This is a genomic window from Membranihabitans marinus, assembly GCF_021729155.1.
GTDB classification, from domain to species: Bacteria; Bacteroidota; Bacteroidia; order Chitinophagales; family Saprospiraceae; genus Membranihabitans; species Membranihabitans marinus.
In genome coordinates this window covers 2,872-21,279 of sequence record NZ_JAJQYA010000039.1, presented here as the reverse complement: position 1 = coordinate 21,279, position 18,408 = coordinate 2,872, and the positions used below count along the sequence as shown (strand labels likewise).

11 protein-coding genes are annotated in these 18,408 nt (G+C 38.0%); all 11 read left to right on the top strand.

Annotated features, from left to right (window positions below; all coding sequences use genetic code 11):
• Positions 1-55 precede the first annotated feature (55 nt).
• A complete protein-coding gene (locus LVD51_RS17505) occupies positions 56-1,819 on the top strand; it encodes an LptF/LptG family permease (protein WP_236972663.1) in 1,764 nt (587 codons plus the stop codon).
• Between the two features lie 186 nt (positions 1,820-2,005).
• A complete protein-coding gene (locus LVD51_RS17500; RefSeq protein WP_236972662.1) occupies positions 2,006-2,992 on the top strand; it encodes a PorP/SprF family type IX secretion system membrane protein in 987 nt (328 codons plus the stop codon).
• 134 nt (positions 2,993-3,126) lie between these two features.
• A complete protein-coding gene (locus LVD51_RS17495) occupies positions 3,127-5,493 on the top strand; it encodes a DUF1573 domain-containing protein (RefSeq protein ID WP_236972661.1) in 2,367 nt (788 codons plus the stop codon).
• A gap of 800 nt (positions 5,494-6,293) precedes the next feature.
• Positions 6,294-7,907 carry a Na(+)-translocating NADH-quinone reductase subunit A gene (locus LVD51_RS17490; protein ID WP_236972660.1) on the top strand — a complete coding sequence of 538 codons (1,614 nt, stop codon included), beginning with the start codon at positions 6,294-6,296 and terminating at the stop codon, positions 7,905-7,907.
• A 46-nt stretch (positions 7,908-7,953) separates the two neighbouring features.
• Positions 7,954-9,204, top strand: coding sequence for an NADH:ubiquinone reductase (Na(+)-transporting) subunit B (locus tag LVD51_RS17485; protein ID WP_236972659.1), 1,251 nt, complete (start codon positions 7,954-7,956; stop codon positions 9,202-9,204).
• A complete protein-coding gene (gene nqrC / locus LVD51_RS17480) occupies positions 9,197-9,916 on the top strand; it encodes an NADH:ubiquinone reductase (Na(+)-transporting) subunit C (RefSeq protein WP_317207905.1) in 720 nt (239 codons plus the stop codon). The genes LVD51_RS17485 and nqrC overlap by 8 nt, the downstream gene beginning before the upstream one ends.
• A gap of 4 nt (positions 9,917-9,920) precedes the next feature.
• A complete protein-coding gene (locus tag LVD51_RS17475) occupies positions 9,921-10,655 on the top strand; it encodes an NADH:ubiquinone reductase (Na(+)-transporting) subunit D (protein WP_236972657.1) in 735 nt (244 codons plus the stop codon).
• A gap of 20 nt (positions 10,656-10,675) precedes the next feature.
• The gene (gene nqrE / locus LVD51_RS17470) at positions 10,676-11,275 is read left to right on the top strand and encodes an NADH:ubiquinone reductase (Na(+)-transporting) subunit E (protein ID WP_236972656.1); all 600 of its coding nucleotides are present in this window, start codon (positions 10,676-10,678) and stop codon (positions 11,273-11,275) included.
• A 21-nt stretch (positions 11,276-11,296) separates the two neighbouring features.
• A complete protein-coding gene (nqrF, locus tag LVD51_RS17465) occupies positions 11,297-12,616 on the top strand; it encodes an NADH:ubiquinone reductase (Na(+)-transporting) subunit F (protein WP_236972655.1) in 1,320 nt (439 codons plus the stop codon).
• Between the two features lie 325 nt (positions 12,617-12,941).
• The gene (locus tag LVD51_RS17460) at positions 12,942-13,106 is read left to right on the top strand and encodes a hypothetical protein (protein WP_236972654.1); all 165 of its coding nucleotides are present in this window, start codon (positions 12,942-12,944) and stop codon (positions 13,104-13,106) included.
• A gap of 932 nt (positions 13,107-14,038) precedes the next feature.
• Positions 14,039-18,408 (top strand): choice-of-anchor Q domain-containing protein (locus LVD51_RS17455; RefSeq protein WP_236972653.1); only part of this gene is annotated, 4,370 nt, incomplete at its 3' end.

Below are 18,408 nucleotides of genomic sequence, written 5' to 3'. Positions count from 1 at the left end.
ACATAAATTTGACGAACATTATCTTATTTTTGTTACACAATAAAAAGGTATTTTTTTGAAAAAGTTAGATAGACTTATATTATTTGAAATATTTCCGGTATTTATAATTTCATTCCTCATCTCGGTATTCGTTTTGATGATGCAATTTATGTTTTTATATATCGATGAAATTGCAGGGAAAGGTGTTGGGTTTTTAACGGTTTTGGAAATGATATTCTATCTATCTCTCACCTTTGTGCCTATGGCATTGCCGATTAGTGTGTTGATTAGTAGTGTTATGGTCTACGGGGCACTGGGCGAGCGATATGAATTGGCTACCGCCAAGTCCGCAGGCATCTCTTTTCAACGCATGATGCTTCCTGCCTTCGTCTTTGCTTTATTTGTATCTATTTCTTCCTTTATTGTCTCGGAGTACATTATTCCCGTGGCCAATGTCAAATCTAGAAGTAGACTCTACGATATTTCTAAGAAGAAACCCACTTTAAATATCAAAGCGGGAATATTTAACACGGCTTTTGATGGTTATGGTATTAGAGTAAAAGAAAAAAGTGAAGACGGTTCAAAAATAAAAGATGTCATTCTCTATGATTACAACAGTCAATACCAAGGAACTTCGAATATGATCTTGGCCAAAGATGGGGAAATGATTATTACCCCGGATCAAAAATATTTTGTCTTAATCCTAAATGATGGAAAACAATACCAAGAAGTAAAGAGATATAACCGAGGAAAACAAGTTGAAGAACCATTTATGGTTACCTCTTTTGATAAATACCAAAAGGTCTTTGATTTGTCGGCTTTTGAATTAAAAAATACAAACGAAAGTTATTTTAAAAATCATCAGAAAACCATGAATACTAGGGAGTTAATCTCTAGTATTGATTCTACAGAATCCAGAATGCGAATTGTAAAAGATCGCATAGAATTGGAAATGTCTTATGATCTACCATTTTTGGAGTCTAGAATATTGAAGGAGAGAGCATTGGAGGAAAGTGATTCAACTCAAAATACAGAGGAAAAATTGGATAGTACTGCGATGGCTGAAGATAGTTTGGCTAAGCGCGATGGAACAAAGATGAATGGGGAATATCTCGATACTTCGACGGCTGAAGTTTTAAACACTATGGTGGTGGATACCGACACCGGAGATAGTAGTCAGAATGAAGCTAAAAAAGTGGTCGATAAGGAAGTGAAAGAGGATGCAAAAACTGTTAAAACATCTAAATCAGCTAAGTCAGAAGCTACTTCCACTAAAAGAACTGTTTCGGAGTATGCACTTAAATGGGTAAATCTATCCCCTAGTTTTATCGACAGCCTACCCAAGGATAGTTTGCTGGTAGAAACTATACCATCTCGACATTCTGTTGATTTGATAGGTTCCTTGCGCAGCAGTGTTCAAAGCGCCAAAGATCAATTGGGATACCGATCCAAGCAATTATCGTCCGATCGTATTAAGATCGTAAAGTCGACCTATGAATTACATTATAAGTTTGTATTGGCATTATCCTGTCTTGTATTTGTATTGATCGGTGGATCAATGGGGTCTATTGTGAGGAAGGGGGGATTTGGATATTCCTTGCTTATAGCCATTATATTTTTTATCAGTTTTATCATGTTGAGTATAACCTTTAGAAAGACGGCAGAGAGTTTCCGGATTTCTTCCTTCTTAGGGGCTTATCTACCGTTGTTTATATTATTCCCCATTTCAATATTTCTGTTGTACAAAGCTATTAATGATTCAAAGTTGTCTTTGGATTTGACAAGGGTGAATCGATTTTTTAGATCAATTGGCCAGCGACTGAGCAAAAGCAAATCATAAATTACAAAACGTATCTTTTTATTTTAATTAAATTTTCAGAAATAACAAGTATTTTACTGGAAATAGGGAATTTGCAGAGGGCTTAAAAACCGAGTCTACTTAGTTAAGATTTAATTTTATGAATAAATGAGGATAGAATAAATCTGTAAAATACTATATTTGAAATTATAAGTAATATATGATCGTATGCAATTAAAATTTATACTTGTTTTTATTACGCTTTTTCTTTTTATCATCACACCTTCTAAAGGTCAAGATATTCATTTTACCAGGTATGATTTGCAACCTGTTATGTTAAATCCTGCCCATACTGGTGCCTATAATGGTTCGATAAGAGTTACGGCGATTTACAGAGATCAATGGGCCAATATCCTACCTAATCAGTTTTCTACACCAGCCATTACCTTGGATGCTCCTTTGGCGATAGGTTTGAAAAAAGAGGATTGGATCGGAGTAGGGGTAAATTTTTATCAAGATAGAGCAGGGATAGGAAAACTATCTACTACGGGGTTTAGTGGTTCATTGTCTTATCATCTAGCCCTTGACAAACAGAGAAAAAATGTATTGACCATCGGCTTAAGTGGAGGATCTGTCAGCAAAAAGATCGGAGATATTTCTTCATATATTTTTGAAGATCAAGGTCAGGGAGAGCAAAGTCTGAGTACTGATGCTTCTGGAGGTACAGATTTTGGAGCTGGTTTAATGTTTACTTCAAAAGTCAATAAAACCGACATGGTGAGATTTGGACTTGGGGTAAGACATATATTGCCGATTGATTACCAATTGACTAGCAATGGGAATGAAGAAGAATCCATGCAAATAAATATTCATGGAGACGGGTCTTTTATGGTCAATCCACAAATGGATATTGAACCTGCTATTGTGGTTCAAGTTAAAGAGAGTTTATTCCTCGGATACGGTCAGGCTAGATTGGCATACAAAGTAACTCCTGAGAGTGATTTTCGATTGGTAGGAGGATTGGGATATAGAGTAGGAGATGCGGTTCAGGTATTAGCTGGAGTAGATTATAAAAGTTGGAGGTTCGGTATAGCTTACGATTATGGCACCAGTCAACTCTCACCAGCGCAAAGTTTTGAAATCGGTTTAACTTATATTGGAAAGATATTTAAGCGACCTAAAGTGAAGGAAGTCATTTTCTGTCCTCCATTTTAATGATTTTGAGAAATGTTCTTAATTCAATAAACGCTTTCAAGATATCATAATATAAATAAGAAGGAAAACGATAACCGAAACGAATATAAAAGAGGGGAAAATTATCGTTGAATTCTTGTGGAAAAGCTTTAAAAATGAAAAGTATTCAATATTTATTTTTTTGTAGTCTATTTTTTAGCGCTCTATCGGTGAGTGCACAGCCTTTGTCGGAAATACCATTAGCATTTAAAATTGAAGCTGCAGATACGGCTTATGCTAATCACGATTACTACAATGCATTGGAATGGTATAATGAAGTATACCGTGAATCGAGGTCGGATGAGTACTTGGCATTGATCGCTAAGTTGTATTACACGGTTAGGGATTACAAACGAGGAGAACAATGGCATAGACGATTATTGGATAAACACGCAGCTGGTTCTTATAAAACCGCTCGATTGAATTACGGCAAAATTTTAAAAGCCAACGGCAAATACAATGAGGCCGCCATCGTATTTCAAGAAATCGAAGCCAAACCTGAATCCGATTCCATACTTCAGGTAGCAAAATTGGAATTGAAAGGGATTACCCTGGCCGAATCCTTGAAGCGTCCAGATAATATTGAAGTAAATAATGTAGGGACAAAACTGAATACTAGAAATTCTGAAACCAGTCCAGTTCCAGTAACCAACGGACAATTGTATTTTATTTCCTTTGGGGAAAATAAACTCTTACAGCGAGGAGATGATGAATTAAATATGCAAGCCAAAATATTTACCTCTAAAATTAATGACAGCGGAGAATTTACCAAAAAAGCTCAAGCTGTAGATGGCATATTGCAAGGAGAGGAGGGGCATATAGGGAATGTATTCGTTTCAGAAGATGGACGCAGAATGTATTTTACCTATTTCACCTTACACGGGTCCAAACTGGCATCGAGTACGGTTTATCATTCTACATCTAGCGGACGAGGTTGGTCTTCACCCAAGAGAGTTAATGGCCTTCCGGTCAATGGTATAGTAAAGAATCCTTCCTTGGGAAGCATATTGGGTAAAGAAGTTTTATTCTACTCCTATAACGGAGGAGGTAGCAAAGGTGGCTATGATATATTCTATAGCCCATTGGCCTCACCTACAGAAGCGAGTTCAGTTGTGCCATTAGGGGAAGAAATCAATACTTCCGGTAACGAAATATCTCCCATTTTTTACAGTAATACCTTGTATTTTAGTACAGATGGGCATCCCAGTATTGGAGGATTCGACATATATAGTGCTTTGTGGACGGGAGAATCTTGGGCCAAAGTGGAAAATATAGGCAAAGGGGTAAATTCAACATTAGATGAATCTTATTATTTCCCTTCTATCAATGGCAATCATGCCTATTTGGTTTCTAATAGAGAGGGTACAAGGTCGGTGCAGAGTTCTACTTGTTGTGATGATATCTATCAATTGGACAACAAAGAAATTATCATTCGATTGTTGGCCAGTGTTCAAGATGGAGACAATCCTTTGAATCAAGCTAGCATATCCATTTTTCCAGTTGTGGACAATGAATGGGGTTCGCCTGATGTGCAATACAATGCCGATGGACATGAATTTACTTTTTCCATAGACGCCGATAAAGCATATCAGGTTTTGGTAAGTAGAGAGGGTTATGTTTCTGATACTGTGGCATTTAATACTGTGGGGGTAAAGGAATCTAAAGATTTTCGCGGTGTGTTTAAACTAAAGAAATTGCCAGAAGTTGAAGAAAGTACTTCTATTGCCATGAATGAACCGATAAGGCTAAATAATATCTATTACGATTTTGACGATGATAAAATTAAGATGGAAGCTGAGGCTGACTTAGATTTCCTCTATGATTTATTGTTGGAATATCCAACCATGGTCATTGAGTTGTCCTCTCATACAGATAGCCGTGGAACGGATTCTTATAATCTGGATTTGTCTCAGCGTAGAGCCAATTCTGCTAAATCTTATTTGGTTGCAAAAGGTATTGAGTCGGGACGGATTAAGGCAGTCGGCTATGGGGAAAATCTAATACTGAATCACTGTACCAATGGTGTCGATTGTTCCGATGAAGAACATCTATTGAACAGACGTACGGAATTTAAGATCATTGCCGGTCCGCAGACCATCCAAATCAAAAAGGAAAAGGATAAAGTTCGAAAAAGGGACAACGAGGATGAGGGAAGTCTAAGTCCTCAAAAAGGGCAACCTTTAATGAAATTCGAAAAACCATCCTATGATTTAGGTTCGGTGAAATTAGGGGATAAGATAACTACAGAAATTCCATTTACCAATGCTGGAAATGCACCATTGTTGATTGAGGTGGCTAGTGGCTGTGAATGTTCTACTCTTGATTGGACGAGAAGTCCGATTTTACCCGGTAAAAGCGGAAAGATTGAACTCATTTTTGATAGCACAGATCAACCCTTAGGCTTGCAAGATAAAACCATTGATGTATTAGCCAATACCAATCCTCCCATTACTTCGATCCAATTCAAGGTTCAGATCAATTAAATGAATCTATCGGCCGTTTATGAGGTCGATTAAGCAGGGAAATATTATCGCGAATTATCAAGGTGAAAGTTAATCGATCTAAAGTAGACCGGATATAACTGATTATGACTGAATGAAGCTCTGAGAGCCATTGACCGTAAATCGGTCAATGATGAAGGAACCGAGGCCAGTGGCTAAAATCCTATTGATTTAAGGGCCAGTCATGTTTTAACGTAGAGACGCAATGCCTTGCGTCTCAATTAGGTGGTTTTGGGAGACGCAAGGCATTGCGTCTCTACGTCCTCAAAATGCATTACTGAATTACCTTCAGATTTTTCTACTTTTTCATAGTATTAAAATAAGGACAGAGGATTTTAATTTTCAAGTATTATCCAATAGCCTAATCATTTTAACGAAGTAAAAACTTTAAACAAGTCCAAATATTACCTTCAATTTTAAATGTATTTCGTATTATATTCCATCTTGTCTATTGATGAGATGAAAGTTTTCTGAAATTTTATTGGACAATATCCGACTTGAATATTGACTATTGAGCAATAATACCAGTATTACATGAATATAGTATCACTTATATATTTTCAATATTAATATATTTATTTTTATTATATAAGTTTACCATTATGCTATGATATCCGGAGGTTAATATATACATTTGCGGACTGAAAAGAAAAACGAATTAATGCGACAGTTATTTAGATTAAATCTAAAATAAATCTGTCATGAAATAATGAAGGGGGTGTATGTACAATCCTTTCTATATTTGCGAAATAATTTATTAAATAGTCAATTTAATATTGCTCATGAAGGTTGTATCCTCTTTCGTTCAGTTATTTACCAAAATGTTATCGGCACTATCTATCGTTGTGCTTAGTTCACAGATGGCTCTAGCCCAGACAGGCAAAGATGGTAACGTGGTTACTATTGGTGTTATTTTAATTCTCGGGGCTTTAGTATTGGGAGCTGTGGCAGTAGTTGGTAATAGTATGGTTCAAGTATTATCAGTTAAGGTTGGAAACCACACCAATGGCGAAGTCGTCGATGAAGATTTGTTGGCTTCCAAGAACCATGTCTTGAAAAAAGGTCTAAACATTAAGTTGAAAGGAGAGAGTAGTTCTGAAATCAAAAAGTTTCACAGCAGTAGATATGCTGTAATGCCTTTTAACTTCAACAATATTGCCCCTATCCCCAAAATGATTGTAGAAGTAGGACAGGAAGTAAAAGCAGGTCAACCCTTGTTTTACGATAAAGGTCATCCCAATGTCAATTTTGTGGCTCCAGTGAGTGGAGAACTGGTAGAAGTGAAGCGAGGACCTAAGCGTTCTATCGCTCAAGTGGTTATATTGGCTGATAAAGATGTAGAGTTCAAGGCTTTGAATAGCCCCAATATAGATGAAGTAGATCGAGCTGAATTAAGAGAGTTTTTAAAAGCCAATGGCGGATGGCCATTGTTTAAACAGCGTCCATTTAATATTCTACCTGGAGTAGATGAAGAGCCAAGAGATATTTTTATTTCTGGTTTTGATACTGCCCCTTTGGCTGGAGATATGGCGATGAAAATAAACGGTCGATTTGAAGCTATTCAAGAAGGTATCAATGTGTTGAATAAATTGACTGATGGCAAGGTGTATATGAGTTTAGACGGTCGTGAAGGAGCTGCTATTCCAGCAGAGTTGGATCATATGCACGGTGTAGATATTCACTATTTTGATGGACCTCATCCCGCTGGTTTAGTCGGTATTCAAATCCACCATATCAAGCCAATTAATGCTGGTGATGTTGTTTGGACAATTGGAATACAAGAATTGATTACTTTAGGTAATATGTTCTTGAAGAATGAATACAGAGCAGAAAGAGTATTTAATATAGCAGGTCTGGCTACCGAAAAAGGTGGTTACTACCAAAGTTATAGTGGAGCTGATCTTAAGGAAATTCTCGGAGAAGAGTTGTCCGATAAAAGCAAACGTATAATAGCAGGTAATGTACTCCATGGATTGGCTAAAAACGAAGACAATGCATTCTTAGATTTTTATAAAGATCAAGTGACTTGCATCGATGAAGGAGATGATTATGAAATGTTTGGTTGGTTATTGCCACAAACTATGAGACCTTCTGCGTCTAGAACCTATCCGAATTTCTTGTTTAAGGATTTCAAATATCAAGTAGACACCAATACTCATGGTGAGAAACGTGCTTTTGTAGTCACAGGTCAATACGAATCTGTACTGCCAGTAGACACTTATCCTCAATATTTATTTAAGTCTATAATCACTAGACATGTAGAGAATATGGAAGGATTAGGTATTTATGAGTTGGTAGAAGAGGATGTGGCCTTATGCGAGTTTGTGTGTACATCAAAGCAGCCGTTGCAGAAGATTTTGCGCGAAGGGCTGGATTTTATGATGAAGGAAGTTTAGGAATAAATTAGTTTTTACAAATAGTCAGAAGAAATTAACGTAAAGCATGAAAAAACTGCTGAATTTTGTTAAAAGTTTAGAACCAAAGAAGGGGAGTCTGGGTCATACATTGTATGATGGACTTTTTACATTCTTATTTGCTCCAAATGAAGTGACAGCTGATGGAGGTGTTCATATCAAAGATAGAATTGATCTAAAAAGGACGATGGTTATCGTGGTTTTAGCATTGCAATTCTGCTATTTGATCGGAATGTATAATATCGGTCAACAACATTTTGTGGCTTTGGGAATGTATGAATCTTTCTTTGAAGGATTTCACTTGAAATTGGCTTTTGGTTTGACCAAAATCTTGCCCTTATTTATTTGGACCCACTTGGTAGGTCTTGGAATTGAGTTTTATTTTGCATGGAAAAAAGGCCACGCAATCGAAGAGGGATTCTTGGTATCAGGAGCATTAATTCCATTAATTATGCCACCAGATCTTCCGATTTGGATATTGTGTTTGGCTGTGGCATTTGCCGTATTTTTAGGTAAAGAAGCTTTTGGAGGAACAGGTATGAATATATGGAATGTGGCTTTGTTGGCCCGTGCTTTTGTATTCTTTGCTTATCCTACTACCATATCAGGTGATCAAGTATGGGTTGCTGGATTTGATCAAATAATGCCAGGAGCTGTAACGGATTACGGATGGTGGCAGACTTCGTTCTGTAATACAATATTTGAATGGTTTGGCTGGGCTCAGTTTGATCCCGGGGCCACCATTGTCGATGGATTTACTGGAGCTACTCCTTTGGCTTTGGCCTATGAGGGAGGTTGGTCTGCAGTAACCGATGTTTATTCCAGTGCACAAATGTTGTGGGGATCAATACCAGGATCAGTGGGTGAAACCTCAAAACCATTGATCATCGCTGGTGCAGCTATTCTTTTAATAACCAAAATAGGAAGTTGGAGAATAATGTTAAGTGGTCTCGTTGGAGCGGCTCTTATGTCCATGATATTCAATGCATGGGGAGCGACTGAGTTTATGACAGTTCCTTGGTATAATCAGTTGTTAATGGGAAGTTTTTGGTTTGCTATCGTGTTTATGGCAACCGATCCTGTTACAGCTTCTGCAACAAATTTTGGAAAAGTAATTTATGGTATCATGATAGGGATGATAGGGATGATAATTCGTGTAATTAACCCTGCTTATCCCGAAGGATGGATGTTGGCAATATTATTTTTAAATACTTTTGCTCCTCTTATTGATCATTATACTGTTCTTGGTAACATACAAAAAAGATTGAAACGTGCGTGATTCAACTAACTACATTGTAAAATTTGTCCTAATCATGACAGTGATTGTGGCATTTGTTCTAGCAGGTATGCAAACGGTTTTAAAGCCTATTCATGACAAAAATGAAGCGGTATATAATAAAAGAAGTGTTTTGTTAGCTGTAAATCCGGTTTTAGATAAACCGGTTGATCAATTAACCGATGATGAAGTACAGGAAATCTTTGAAAATAAGATTAATGCTTTTGTTATCAATAGTGCAGGAGAAACGGTTGACGGTAAGTTGGCTGAGAGTATAAAATTAAAAGATGAATTGGCAAAACCAGCAGCCGATCAAGAGTATCCGATGTATATTTATACCAACGGTGGGAAAAAATATTATATCATGAGTATTCGCGGTCAAGGTCTATGGGACGCTATTTGGGCTAATGTCGCTGTGGAAGACGATCTAACAACCATCGTAAGTGCTAGTTTTGATCACCAAGGTGAAACACCAGGTTTGGGAGCAGAAATTAAAGATAATCCTGCATTCCCCAAACAATTTCAAGGGAAAAAGATATATGATGAGGCTGGAAACTATCAGTCTGTAAGTGTAATTAAAGGCGTGATTAAAGAGCCTGACCATGAAGTAGATGGTATATCTGGTGCCACCGTTACTTGTAACGGAGTAAGTGATATGCTATATGATGGTATTAAAAACTATGAACCTTATTTGCAATCATTAGGGAAAAATTAATATTATGGCTGAAACAGTAGTTAAACAAAAGCCTTTAGAGGAGAAAAAACCTCTTTTTGGTGCGGAGGAAAGAAAATTATTAACGGATCCTATCAATGACGACAATCCAATAACAGTTCAAGTATTGGGTATATGTTCTGCATTGGCCGTGACTACATTGATTTATCCTTCTTTGGTTATGTCAGTGGCAGTAGTTTTCGTATGTGCATTCGCCAATTTATTGACTTCATTGTTGAGGAATTATATTCCCAAAGCTGTACGGATGATCGTACAATTAGTGATAATAGCTGCTTTGGTGACTGTTGTGGAACTTACCTTAAAAGCAATGAATTATACAGTATACAAACAATTGTCTGTATTTATTGGACTGATCATTACCAACTGTATTGTAATGGGACGTTTGGAAGCTTTTGCAATGGCCAATAAACCATGGAGATCGTTCTTGGATGGTATTGGTAATGGATTGGGCTATGGTGCTATCTTATTAATCATTGCTTTTTTTAGAGAATTGTTTGGTAAGGGAACATTGTTTGCTGGAAGTCCTTTTGGAACTTTAAAGTTAATTGGGGCCTCACCTGAGTATTTAATTAATACAACAGCTACAGAAGGAATCGGTACATGGTTTTCATGGTATCAAAATAACAACCTAATGGTTATTTCATCGGCAGCTATGTTTTTAATTGCTGGTTTGATTTGGGTACATAGAGCATGGAATAAGAAATTAATTGACGTTTCGTAACGATAAATAATAAGAATATTATGGAGTATATTAATATTTTCATCAAATCGGCTTTTATTGAGAATCTAATCTTATCCTATTTCTTGGGTATGTGTTCTTATCTAGCTGTGTCCAAATCTGTAAAAACGGCTTTTGGATTGGGATTGGCAGTAATTTTTGTATTGGGTTTTACCGTGCCAGTTAACTGGTTAATTGCCAATTATATTTTGAGTCCCGATGGTATTTTGGGTACTGATTTGACATTTTTAAGATTGATATTATTTATAGCAGTTATTGCTTCAATGGTACAATTGGTCGAAATGGTTATAGAAAAATTTTCACCGTCATTATATAATTCCCTAGGTATATTCTTGCCGTTGATTACGGTAAACTGTGCCATATTAGGAGGTTCACTCTTTATGGTTACTCGTGAGTATAACTTTGGAGAGTCTGTGGCTTTTGGTCTTGGTGGTGGTTTTGGATGGTTTTTAGCAATCATTGCAATTGCTGCTATTCGAGAAAAAATGAGCTATTCAGCGGTTCCCGCTCCAATGAGAGGTCTAGGTATGGCTTTCTTGTTGACTGGTTTGATGGGGATAGCGTTTTTGAGTTTGCTCGGTATTGATCCAAATGCATTTTAAGAAATTTTAAAAGTATAATACATGTTTATTTTGCTTGATTTTATGCCGATTGTATATGCGGTGATTGTATTTAGCGTCATCATTTTATTGTTATCAATAATGTTGATCGCTGCGAGAAAGAAATTGGTGCCACAGGGTTTGGTTTCTATTGTTGTCAATGGCGACAAAGAAAATCCAATTGAAATTCAACCTGGATCTTCACTCTTGTCTACTTTATCTGATCGCAATATATTTTTGCCTTCGGCCTGTGGAGGTGGTGGTACCTGTGCCATGTGTAAGTGTAAGGTGTATACAGGAGGTGGTGATGTGTTACCTACAGAAATGAATCACTTGTCAAAGAAAGAAGCGGCTAACCATGAGAGATTGGCTTGTCAAGTCAAAGTGCGTGACAACATGGAGATTGGTATTCCCGAAGAGATATTTGGTATCAAGAAGTGGGAATGCGAAGTGGTATCCAATTACAATGTGGCGACCTTTATCAAAGAATTTGTAGTGAAATTGCCTGAGGGAGAAACACTGGATTTCGAATCAGGAGGATATATTCAAATTGATGTACCAAAAATCGACGTCGATTTCAAAAATTTCGATATTGCACCTTTGCCCGATGATCCGGCTGGTCCAGAGAAATTTAAAAGCGAGTGGGATACTTGGAAATTGTGGGATTTGAAAATGCATAATCCTGAGCCTCAATTTAGAGCTTATTCAATGGCCAATCACCCAGCAGAGGGAAATATAGTGATGTTAAATATTCGTATTGCTACTCCACCATGGGATAGAAATACTAATAACTGGAAAGCCGTTAATCCTGGACTTTGTTCTTCCTATGTATTCAATCAGAAACCTGGAGATAAGGTAACTATTTCCGGTCCTTATGGAGAGTTCTTTATTAAAAATACTAAAAAAGAAATGATTTACATTGGTGGGGGAGCTGGTATGGCACCGTTGAGATCTCACTTATTCCATCTGTTTCACACAGAGAAAACAAGAGATAGAAAGATTTCATACTGGTATGGTGGTCGATCCAAAAGAGAGTTGTTCTATACCGATCACTTTAGAAAGATTGAAGACGAATACGATAACTTCCAATATCATATTGCGCTTTCTGCAGCCTTGGAAGAAGACAATTGGAAAGTTAAGAAATCTATCGATGACAAAGAAGGAGATGGATTTACGGGATTCATCCACAATGCTTTGTATGAAAATTATTTAAAAAATCACCCAGAGCCAGAAGAAATTGAGTACTATCTTTGTGGACCTGGACCAATGTTGGATGCATGTATGAAGATGTTTGATGAGTTGGGTGTACCTTCTGAGAACATTGCCTTTGATGATTTTGGATAGGCAAAAGCCTTTTAGATATAAATATAGAAGACTGTTTCCGTGTTGGGGACAGTCTTTTTTTATTTTACACCAATATCTATGTGGTCCGGCATGACTGCAACGTAATTAGATAGGTTTTTAGCCAGTGGCTTTGAGCAAACCAATTTAATATAACAAGAGAAAAGTCCTGAAAGCGGCGCACTGAGCTTGGTCGAAGTGGACATAGTCTATTAGCATAGGGTGAAACCCTATAAAAAGGATGCCTTCCACGAAAAAAGTCCTGAAGGGACGAAGGAATTCATTTCTGTCGGCAGGAATCATCCATACCTCAGGTTAAATCACGGACATGAACAGATTGAATAATTTGAATGGGGGGGAGATTATGATGATTCCGGATTTGTCACACTTTTTGCCCAGTATCTCTTATGTCCCCCGCTGGCGGGGTGACCGAATGCAGTTGCTCTATAGAGCAACCCGATGGACTAAATGTCCATCGGATGAGGATGACTGAACGAAATACGAAGTATCCAATCGACTAAATGTCGATTGGGTGAAGGAACCGAAACCTCCGTGTTTCGGGTGGGTTGGCCACTGTGCTCCGGCTAGGTATCAATAAGATTTATACAGATTTCCACTGTGCTCCGGCGTGACAGTAATGTAATTCGATAGCGAATTTCATGGAATCTCGTCGCAGCGCAGTGGCTGCGACTTCACTCCCCGTAGACCGATTAACGGTCTACGATGCTTTGCATTTTGGTCGTTCACCCACGACACAGTGGTCGTGGCTCCTTCATCCTGGCATACCCATCCGGAGCACAGTGGCTCCGGCTCTCTCTCCGTAGGTCGATTTACGACCATCGGTGCTTCGCACTTCGCTCGGTCATATTTAGTTCATCTGGTTGCTCTTTGAGTAACTTTATTCAGTCGTGCACTTTAATTCGACAGCAAAATTTATGGAATCTCGACATGCTCACTGCAGCTTGACTATATTTTGTAATAATTGACGGTGGTATATATACTAGCTGTATATGTCATGATATTTCTATAGCCTTAATACTTATATGTTAATTATCATGAAAAAATATAATTAAATACATTATTGTATTATAGAATAGCTTTTCAATTGCTGCCTAAATAGTCATCTTCTTTTTCGATTGTATTTATTTTTTTTATGTGGAATGTCCTGTTTGTCAATGATATTACAAATATTTAATATGTGTTTTGTGTAAATTTAACTTTAATCAAATTTTTCTATTTTCTACATATTAATAATTTGCTTTGTTATAGTTTTTATTTTTAAAAATAATGTAAAATGCTGTGTTTTAATCAGTTGTGTTCTATTTAATTAAATAAATTATTTTATATTTTTATTTTTATTGTATGTTTTAACCTACACGTGGTGGTATATTTGTCTTAGTTTTAAGCCCTGTAATATTTATATTGATGAAAATTATATTCCCCAAATATCATAATTTTTGTTTGTTATTATTTTTGTTTACGACTTCTCAATTGTTTTCAAATACATCATTAAATACAAAGGATTTACTGCCAACTGTTGATTGCAATAACTTTAGCGGTGTAGCCTATGTTGATTTATCCGCAAGCGGTGCAAGCGATGGTACCTCCTGGACGGATGCTTTTACAGACCTGCAGCATGCACTCCGTGCCCGTGAGGATTGCCCCGGTTCAGGAAGCATCGATACTATTTTTGTAGCGGAGGGAACTTATTATCCTACACCGGGCGGTACAAACCGGGATACTTCTTTCTGGCTCCCGGACGGAGTGGTGGTACTGGGTGGTTTTCCAGCAGGAGGCAGTTCATTATCGGCTCGGGATTGGGATCTATATGAAACCATACTCAGCGGGGATATAGACGGGGATAATATGCCCACAGGGAATAGCTATCATGTGGTAAGGACGGAGAATGTAAGCTCGGTTACGGTAGTGGATGGCTTTACCATCACCGGGGGGAATGCAGATGGATCGTCTCCGAATAATTCTGGTGGTGGATGGATGAATATTGCTTCTGGGTTGGGAAGCAGCTCCAACATGGCGATCCGGAATTGTGCATTTAAGGACAACTTTGCTAATCTTTATGGAGGGGGTATGTATAATGATAATTTTGATGGAGAATTTTCTGTTGAATTGACTTATTGTGATTTCATAGGCAATGAAGCTAGTGAAGGAGGGGGTATATATAATGATAATTTTGGTGGAGAATTTTCTGTTAAATTGACTTATTGTGATTTCATAGGCAATGAAGCTGGTGAAGGAGGGGGTATGTATAATGATAATTTTGGTGGAGAATATTCTCTTGAATTGTCGGATTGTGCATTTATGAACAACTTTGCTAATCTTAATGGTGGTGGGATTTTTAATCATAATTCTGTAGGAATTCAATTAAATGATTGTTTATTTTCGGGCAATTCTGCGACTTTAAAGGGCGGTGCCTTGTATAATTATGCCTCTAGTCTTTATACAGAAAGTTCGCAAAAATTAAGATATTGCTCATTTACTGGTAATTTTGCGTCTAATGGTGGTGCTATTTATATTGATGCTACTAGTCTTGGAGAGAGTTCTCTGATATTGGATAATTGTGTTTTATTAGGGAATACCGCAACTAGCAATGGTGGTGCTATTTATAATGATGCTAATAATTTTGGAGAGAGTTCTCTGATATTGAATAATTGTATTTTGTCTGGGCATTCTGCAACTATCAATGGTGGTGCTATTTATAATGATGCTAATAATTCTGGAGAAAGCTCTCCGATATTGAATAATTGTGTTTTGTCAGGAAATACCGTAGCTAACGATGGTGGTGCTATTTATAATGATGCTAATAATTCTGGAGAGAGCTCTCCGATATTGAATAATTGTGTTTTGTCAGGAAATACCGCAACTAACGATGGTGGTGCTATTTATAATGATGCTAATAATTCTGGAGAGAGCACTCCGATATTGAATAATTGTGTTTTGTCAGGGAATGCCGCAACTAACAATGGTGGTGCCATAATGAGTTCGGCACATTCAGGTATAAGCTTTATGGTATTGACGAATTGCATCATGTATCAGAATGAAGCGTCAGATGGTTCAGTTTTTTTTAATGTTGGAATGGCTATACCCACCATTTCCCATTCTATATTTGATGAAGATTTTGCCACGGTTAATCACGCTTCTCTTGTAATCGATTATGGAAATAATAAATTTTCTACCAATCCCCAGTTTGTCAATGCGCCACCCGCTTCCTCCGCACCGACCTCAGCTGGTAATTTTCATTTGATGCCGACTTCTCCAGCTATAGATATGGGGCAGAATGGTGTGAATACGGAAGCTACAGACCTAGATGGTTTTGCCAGGGTATATAACGCCACGATTGATATAGGAGCTTTTGAATGGAGGGCCATAGATTGTAATCTATATAGTGGTAAAGCCTACGTAGATATCTCTGCCAGTGGTGCAAACGATGGCACCTCCTGGACTGATGCTTTTACAAATTTGCAACATGCTCTCCGTGCCCGGGAAAACTGTCTCGGAGCTATCGATACTATTTTTGTGGCAGAGGGGACTTATTATCCTACACCAGGTGGTATAAACCGAGATACTTCATTTTGGATTCCAGACGGAGTGGTGGTTTTGGGTGGATTTCCCGCAGGAGGCAGTCCGTTATCAGCACGGAATTGGGATCTTTATCAAACCATACTCAGCGGGGATATAAATGGAGATAATATGCCCACCGGGAATAGCTATCATGTGGTAAGGACGGAGAATGTAAGCTCGGCTACATTAGTGGATGGCTTTACTATCACTGGGGGGAATGCGAATGGATCAACCCCCAATAATTCAGGTGGAGGTTGGTATAATATTGGAGTAGGTACAGGTAATAGCTCCAACCCGAGGATTCGCAATTGTGATTTCTCGTACAACACGGCTTTAACTAATGGCGGTGCTATATATAATGATCATTCTTTTATGGAGTTGATGGATTGTGAATTTTTGAATAATATGGTTTCTTCTTCCTCCGGTGTTTATGGTGGTGCTATATATAATGTTAGTTCTTCTCCGGTTTTAACAGATTGTAAATTTTTGGGCAATTCGGTCTCATCTTCTAGTTCTGTTGTTGCTGCTATTGGCGGTGCTATATATAATTCCGGTTCTTCTCCTATTTTGACAAATTGTGAATTTTTGAATAACACGGCTTCATCTTCTGGTACAACTGGTGCTTCTCATGGTGGTGCTATGTATAATTCCGGTTCTTCTCCTATTTTGACAAATTGCGTGATATCTGGCAACGCGGCTTCATCTACTGGTGATGCTATTGCTGGTGCTATATTTAATGATAATTCTTCATTGGTTTTGACAAATTGCCTGCTATCGGGCAACATAGCTTCATCTTCTAATTCTTTTTTTGCTATTGGCGGCGCTTTATATTATAAAAATTCTTCATCACTATTGATCAATTGTGTAATTTCGGGTAATACAGTCTCATCTTCTGGTACTGCTGCTGGAGGTTCTATTTATAATGTTAATTCTTCACCGCAATTGACGAATTGCATCCTGTATCAAAACGATGCCCCTGATGGCCCAGTTTTTTATAATAATGGATTTTCTGTTCCTGGTATATCCCATTCTATATTTGATGTGGATTATATCACGGTTAATCACGCTTCTATTGTAAGCGATAACGGGAATAATCAATTTTCGACGGATCCACAATTTGTCAATGCGCCACCCACATCTTCTGCGCCGACCACAGCTGGAGATTTTCATTTGATGCCGAGTTCACCAGCCATAAATATGGGTGATCCGGGAACAGATTTGTCCGGATTTTTTATGGAAAATGCTGGGCCCGTTGATCTTGATGGAAACCCACGTGTGCAAAATATAATCATAGATATGGGGGTTTATGAGATGGAAAGTTGCAATATCACAGCAAGCAATGCCCAGCTATCAGCCTGTGAGTTGTCCAATAGTGAAGCAGAATTTGACCTAGAAAGCACAGAATCTTCAGTTCATGGAGGAATGGGCGTCTCCTATGCCTATTTTACCGATGAAGATGCTACTTTACCTATTGTAAATAGTTCAGCCTATTTGACAACAGGGACAACGATTTATGTGGTAGTAAGGGATGATATTACGATGTGTTCCGATACAGCAGCCATTACACTAAATGTAACATCAGCCCCGATAGCTAACAATGCGATGTTGACGGTATGTGAGACTTCAGGAGGGAATGGAGAATTTACCTTGGAAGATGCAGAAAGTGATGTGAATGGAGGTATGGATATCAGTTATGCCTATTATAGTGATGCATTGGCCATGACGGGGATTAGTAATCCTTATACAGCAACGGATGGCACTATGGTCTATGTGGTAGTGAGTGATAATAATAGTATGTGTAGTGATACTGCAGCCATTACCCTGAATGTGACGGCGGCCCCAACGGCCAACGATGCGATGTTGACCGAATGTGAGACTTCAGGGGGGAATGGCGAATTTAATCTAGAAGATGCAGTAAGTGATGTAAATGGCAATGCTGACATCAGTTATGATTATTACAGCGATGCAATGGCCACTTCAGGAATTAGCAGTCCATATACGGCGATGGATGGCACGACGATTTATGTAGTAGTGAGTGATGATAATAGTCTGTGTACTGATACTGCGGCCATTGGCCTAAATGTAATGGGGTGTTCGACGGTCATCGATTGTAATTCTTTTATGGGTAAGGCTTATGTTGATATTTCTGCTAGCGGTGCGAACGATGGTACCTCCTGGACGAATGCTTTCACAGACCTACAGCATGCGCTTAGAGC